This is a genomic window from Pontimicrobium sp. MEBiC01747, from assembly GCF_053601635.1.
On sequence record NZ_JBSHNS010000298.1, the window covers coordinates 1 to 4,396 of the forward strand.

At 29.3% G+C, this 4,396-nt stretch carries 5 protein-coding genes; all 5 read left to right on the forward strand.

Annotated features, from left to right (window positions below; translation table 11 throughout):
* A partial coding sequence (locus ACVC2P_RS09800; RefSeq protein WP_452598296.1) for an AAA family ATPase occupies nucleotides 1-287 on the forward strand: 287 nt, incomplete at its 5' end.
* Nucleotides 287-2,188 (forward strand): RecQ family ATP-dependent DNA helicase, encoded by a 1,902-nt coding sequence (locus ACVC2P_RS09805; protein WP_452598297.1) that lies wholly within the window; start codon nucleotides 287-289, stop codon nucleotides 2,186-2,188. The genes ACVC2P_RS09800 and ACVC2P_RS09805, both read left to right, overlap by 1 nt.
* A 32-nt stretch (nucleotides 2,189-2,220) precedes the next feature.
* Nucleotides 2,221-3,168 (forward strand): methionyl-tRNA formyltransferase, encoded by a 948-nt coding sequence (fmt, locus tag ACVC2P_RS09810; RefSeq protein ID WP_452598298.1) that lies wholly within the window; start codon nucleotides 2,221-2,223, stop codon nucleotides 3,166-3,168.
* A 191-nt stretch (nucleotides 3,169-3,359) separates the two neighbouring features.
* Nucleotides 3,360-3,632: an HU family DNA-binding protein gene (locus ACVC2P_RS09815; RefSeq protein ID WP_452598299.1), complete on the forward strand. Its 273-nt coding sequence runs from the start codon at nucleotides 3,360-3,362 to the stop codon at nucleotides 3,630-3,632.
* Nucleotides 3,633-3,823: 191 nt separating this feature from the next.
* The gene (locus tag ACVC2P_RS09820) at nucleotides 3,824-4,384 is read left to right on the forward strand and encodes a YqgE/AlgH family protein (RefSeq protein ID WP_452598300.1); all 561 of its coding nucleotides are present in this window, start codon (nucleotides 3,824-3,826) and stop codon (nucleotides 4,382-4,384) included.
* The last annotated feature ends 12 nt before the right edge of the window (nucleotides 4,385-4,396 follow it).

Sequence of the window (4,396 nt, forward strand, 5' to 3'; positions counted from 1 at the left end):
GTATTCCAGACATTGTAGCTTACATGGATTATATTGGAGATACTTACCCAGATACCTTTGTAAAACCATGTAAAGAATATAAATACGATTATGTCTTTATTTTAGGGCCATGGCAAGAAATTTTTACTAGCGATAATGAACGCTATGAAAACTTTGAACAAGCTGTAGAGATACATGAACATTTATTAAAAACTTATAAAAAGTATAATTACGAATTAAGAGATGTACCTTTTGGATCTATTGAAACTAGGGCAGATCATATTATAAATGTAGTAAAAGCATTGTAGTGCAACACCCAATACAAATATTAGAGCATTATTGGAATTTCACCGCTTTTAAACCGCTTCAAGAAGATATTATTGATGCTGTTATAAATGGGGACGATACTTTTGCCCTTTTACCAACTGGTGGGGGAAAATCGCTCTGCTTTCAAATTCCGGCACTACACAAACCAGGTATTTGTATTGTTATTTCTCCACTAATTGCCTTAATGAAAAACCAAGTTCAAGCCTTACAAGATAAAGGTATAAAAGCAATGGCTTTAACTAGTGGAATCTCGTACTCTCAATTAGACACCTTATTGGATAACTGTATATATGGTAATTACAAATTTTTATATTTATCTCCAGAACGACTTCAGCAAGACATTGTAAAAGAACGCATTAGACAAATGAATGTAAATTTAATTGCTGTAGACGAAGCGCATTGTATCTCGCAATGGGGAAATGATTTTAGACCCGCCTATAAAAATATTACGCTACTTAGAGAGTTACAACCAACAGTTAACGTTATAGCTTTAACTGCTAGTGCCACGCCAGAAGTTGTAGATGATATTATTAAGGAGTTAGACTTTATAAAACCAAAAATATTTAAACAATCGTTTTCTAGGTCTAATTTAGCTTACATGGTTTTTGAAGAAGAAGATAAACTTTATAGAATAGAAGCCATTTTAAAGAAAAACCCGCAATCATCTATTATATACGTAAGGAATAGAAAGGCAACATTAGATATTAGTCAATTTCTAGAAAGAAAAAATTTTACAGCGACATATTATCATGGTGGATTATCTAATGCAGAAAAGGATAAAAATTTAGAACTTTGGATGCATAACCAAAAACAAGTAATGGTAGCTACAAATGCTTTTGGTATGGGAATTGATAAACCAGATGTAAAGACAGTAATCCATGTAAATTTACCAGAAAGTATAGAAAGTTATTTCCAAGAAGCAGGAAGAGCCGGAAGAAACGGAAAAAAAGCTTTTGCAGTTATCCTAAAAACTAAAAACGACGAACAGTTAATAACAAATCAATTTTTAAAAGTATTACCCAGTGTAGACTTTATAAAAATAATCTACAGAAAATTAAGTAGCTATTTTCAAATCTCTTATGGAGAAGGCATAGACCAAACCTTCGATTTTAATTTCAATCTTTTTTGTAAAACTTACAATTTTAACCCCATATTAGCATACAATGCCCTATTATTATTAGACAGAACAAGTATAATTACTCTGTCTAAACAATTTAACAATAGAACACAAGTTCAATTTATAGTTAGTAATGCATCTTTATTTAGGTATTTAGAAACTCATGCAGAAATAAATATTATAGTAAAATCCATACTAAGAACTTATGGAGGTATTTTTGAACAAGAAACTAAAATAAACACAGTGCTTATAGCAGAAAAAGCATCTGTAAAAGAAGCAGTAGTTATAAATGTTTTAGCCCAATTAGAAAAAGCAGAAATTATTAGTTTAAAACGCTCAAAAACCGATGCCCAAATTACATACATAGAGCCAAGAGAAGATAATAAAACTATAAATAGAATAGCAACTATTATAAAACAGCAAAACAATCTACGCAAAAAACAAGTAGAATCTGTTTTAAGTTATGTTAGCAACAATACTATATGCAAAAGCGTACAGCTTCTTACTTATTTTCAAGAAAAAAACACTAAAGATTGTGGCATTTGTTCGGTATGTATAAAAAAGAGTAAAAAGAAAACACAAAAAAACAAATCTGTTAAAAACTATATTATTGAAGCACTAGAAGAAAAACATTTATCCTCTAGAGAATTATTTGAAAGCTCTTCATTTACCGAAGAACAAATAAAAAATACACTAAAAGAATTACTAGAACATAATATCATTACAATAACAAAAACAAACACCTATAAATTAGCACATACCTAAACGCACTTTATAGTAGTTAAAAATACATACCTATGAGAAATTTAAGAATTGTATTTATGGGGACTCCAGATTTTGCTGTAGCAACTTTAAACACACTAATAACAAATAAATATAATGTAGTTGGAGTAATTACTGCTCCAGATAAACCCTCAGGAAGAGGGAGAAAATTAAATGAATCTGCAGTAAAAGTTTACGCCAAAGAAAAAGGTCTAAATATTTTACAGCCCAAGAACCTAAAAGATGACCATTTTTTAAAAGAACTAAAAGCATTAAATGCAAATTTACAAATAGTAGTTGCGTTTAGAATGCTACCAAAAGTAGTTTGGCAAATGCCTGAATATGGTACATTTAATTTACATGCATCTTTATTACCAAATTATCGCGGTGCTGCTCCTATAAATTGGGCTATTATTAATGGGGAAACTAAAACAGGAGTATCTACATTTTTTATAGACGAGAAAATAGATACTGGAGCAATGATACTTCAAAAAGAGATTTCCATTGAAGCTACAGAAAATGCTGGTAGTTTACACGATAAGTTAATGACTGTTGGTAGTAAATTAGTACTAAAGACAGTAGAACTAATTCAAAATAATACAGTAAAAACGACTCCACAACCAGAAAATGCAACTATTAAAACTGCTTACAAATTAAATAAAGACAATTGTAAAATAAATTGGAATAGTACAATAGATAGTATTTACAATAAAGTAAGAGGATTAAGCCCCTACCCTGCCGCTTGGTCTAGCTTAAAAAACAATAATGATGTTTTAGACATTAAAATATATACAGTAGAAAAAGAAATAGAAACTCATAATTTAGAAATTGGAAGTATTATAGCTACTAAAAAAGAAGTTAAAGTAGCAGTGCAAAATGGTTTTATAAAAATTATAGATATAAAAATGCCAGGAAAGCGAACAATGGACATAAAATCACTCTTAAACGGTTATGAATTTAAAAACGATGCTAAAATGCTCTAAAGCCTTATTATTATTGATGATACCAAAAAAATGAAAAAAACGACTTTCTTTATTAACAAATAAACAAAGTTATTAACAAATACAGGTATTTCCCTTGCTATTACTTGCATAGTAGCATAATCCGTATAAATTTGTAAAGGATTTAACAATTATGTTTAACCAACTTTTTATTAATAATTAAAATTTAAATTATGAACAAAACAGATTTAATCGATGCAATGGCAGAACACGCAGGAATTACTAAAGCAGCTGCAAAAAAAGCTTTAGAATGTGCGTTAATTGAAATTGAAGGTGCTTTACAAAAAGGTAACAGAGTTTCATTAGTAGGATTCGGATCTTGGTCGGTATCTAAAAGAGCTGCTAGAGATGGAAGAAATCCACAAACTGGAAAGACGATCAAAATCAAAGCTAAAAACGTTGTTAAGTTTAAAGCAGGGTCTGATTTAGCAAATGCTGTAAACTAATTTTTACATCATAATAATTTACAAAAAGCCTTCTATTAAGAAGGCTTTTTTATTACAGAAATAATTCATCGAATTTTAATATAAAAACAACATACATTCTTTTATTCTGTTCTAAAAAGGACACTATTACCTTACAAAATATTGTATATTACATAAATAAAGGTTACATTTAATTACAAAACTCACTTAAAATGATTTTAACAAAACCAAGAAAAGGAGATTTGTTAATAGCAGAACCATCAATAATAGGAGATTTATCATTTAATCGTTCTATTGTACTATTAACAGACCATACAGAAGAAGGCTCTATAGGTTTTATACTTAATAAACCTTTAGAATATACTATTAAGGAGTTAATTCCAGAAATTGATGCACCATACAAAGTTTATAATGGAGGTCCTGTTGAACAAGATAATTTATATTTTATTCATAGAGTCCCAAACTTAATACCAAATAGTATAGAAATATCATTAGGCATTTTTTGGGGGGGAGATTTTTCTGAAGTGGTAAACTTAATATCTGAAGGTAAAATAAGTGAAAAGGATATTAAGTTCTTTTTAGGATACTCAGGATGGGAAATTAATCAACTTGAAAATGAGTTAAAATCTAATGCCTGGGTAGTAACCAAAAATGTTCATAAAAATGCAATTATAGAAAAAGATTATGAATTTTTCTGGAAAGAAAAAATGATTGAACTTGGTGGCGATTACAGTATTTGGTCTAACGCTCCAGAAAACCCTAATTATAATTAACCTAATCTAACC